Origin of the sequence: Clostridium sp. AM25-23AC (assembly GCF_003435125.1) — a bacterium.
Classification (GTDB): Bacteria; Bacillota; Clostridia; order Lachnospirales; family Lachnospiraceae; genus Pilosibacter; species Pilosibacter fragilis.
The window spans coordinates 1-2027 of sequence record NZ_QWGI01000016.1 but is presented as its reverse complement, the minus strand read 5'-3'; the positions used below and the strand labels follow the sequence as shown (position 1 = coordinate 2027).

Annotated in this window: 1 protein-coding gene and 1 pseudogene; both read left to right on the top strand. The window is 45.9% G+C overall.

Annotated features, from left to right (window positions below; translation table 11 throughout):
• Positions 1-106 precede the first annotated feature (106 nt).
• Positions 107-547, top strand: a pseudogene (gene tnpA / locus DW677_RS10620) (IS200/IS605 family transposase).
• Between the two features lie 9 nt (positions 548-556).
• Complete coding sequence (locus tag DW677_RS10615) at positions 557-1882, top strand: IS200/IS605 family accessory protein TnpB-related protein (RefSeq protein ID WP_117567192.1); 1326 nt, start codon at positions 557-559, stop codon at positions 1880-1882.
• Positions 1883-2027: the final 145 nt, after the last annotated feature.

Here is a 2027-nt window from a genome sequence, read left to right as displayed (position 1 = left end):
ACGCACCGCATTCTCGTTACTTCAGTGATGAGTTAGGTGCGCTATTTATTTACAATAATATCGAACATATGTTTACATGCTTAGTAACATATGGTATAATATTCATATGGAAAAATATATATTTACTATTAAAGAAAATTCTCTTTCGTATGGTAGAGGATATGTGTACTCGCTTCAATATCATCTGGTCTGATGCACGAAATACCGAAAGAAAGTTCTGACCAATGGTGTAGATCAGGAGTGCAAAGAAATGTTGCAGGAAATCGCACAAGAATATCAATTTCGGATCCTTGCGATGGAAGTAATGCCGGACCATATCCACCTGTTGCTGGATTGTAAACCGCAGTTCTTTATTTCGGATATGATCAAGATCATGAAAGGAAATCTTGCGAGACAGTTGTTTCTTGCACATCCGGAACTGAAAAGGGAGCTGTGGGGCGGACATCTCTGGAACCCATCTTACTGCGCTGTGACCGTCAGTGACCGAAGTCGGGAACAGATCATGGCTTATATCGAAGGACAGAAAGAAAAAGAGAACAGAAAGTAGAGGAAACCTATGCAGGTCGTATCCAGCTATGGCGCGGAAATTAAAAACAAGAATATCCCGATCCGCCATACGCTGGCGCTTTACCGGGAGGCGGTCCGCTGTCTGACGGAGATATATGAGACCGTATGGACAGAGTTATCCATGATCGATCAGATAAAACGGAGATTTAACGAGGCGGAACATCTGGTACATGAAACAAAGAAGAATCATGCAAGATTTGACTTCGATGCCCGTTTTCCGAAAATGCCGTCATATCTGAGAAGAGCGGCGATCCAGCATGCGCTCGGGAGTGTTTCCTCGTACCATACAAGATTGGAACAGTGGAAAAATGGAGCGATTTCCGGAAAACCGAAGCTTGTATATGAAAACCATGCGATGCCGATATTTTATCGGAATGTCATGTACAAACCAGGAGAAGAGAGTGAAGACGCGGCCTGCCTGAAGCTTTATGATGGTCATGACTGGAAATGGTTCCGCGCAGGTCTGCTTCATACGGATATGGAGTACCTGCGCAGGCACTGGTCCGGAAAAAAGTCTTCTGCTCCGGTTTTGGAAAAACGACATCAGAAATATTTTCTCCGCTTTTCTTATACGGAAGAAGTTACATTATCAAAAACACCTGTAAAGGATCAGCTTATCTGCAGTGTGGATCTTGGAATCAATACGGATGCAGTCTGTAGTATCATGCGGTCAGACGGAACTGTCCTGGACCGGAAATTTATCAATTTCCCCAGTGAAAAAGACCGGCTGTCCCATGTACTCGGAAGGATCCGGAGATTCCAGAAGGAACACGGTTCCAAGCAGATCGGAAGCCGATGGGCGTATGCGAAACGTCTGAATACGGAACTTGCCAGAAAGACTGCCCGTTCGATCACAGAATATGCTCATGAGAATCATGCGGATGTGATCGTGTTTGAGTACCTGGAAATGAAGGGAAAGATTTCAGGAAAGAAACGACAGAAACTGCACCTTTGGAAGAAACGGGAGATCCAGACTATGTGTGAACACAAAGCACACCGGTATGGGATCCGTGTGTCCCGTGTCTGCGCATGGAATACAAGCCGTCTGGCGTATGATGGAAGCGGACCGGTCAGCCGAGATCCGAAGAACCACAGCCTGTGTGTTTTCCAATCTGGAAAACAGTATAACTGTGATCTGTCAGCATCCTACAATATCGGAGCGAGATACTGGATTCGGGAAATCATAAAAACCTTACCGGAAACGGAAAGGTCTTCACTGGAGGCAAAAGTACCTGCGGTGAAGCGCAGAACCTCATGCGTTTATGCTGATCTGCTCATCCTTCAGAATGAGTATGGATGTTCGAAAGCTGCATAAACACAGGCAGATATCCGGAGGACTACCTGTTATGTGGAACCCAGCCGTACCCGGCATGGAGGATGCGCATATCTGCGCAGTTCTAAGTTTCAGGCGTATCCGCCGGTATCCGGTCTTGCCGTTTAAAACGGCTGAGAAGCATGTG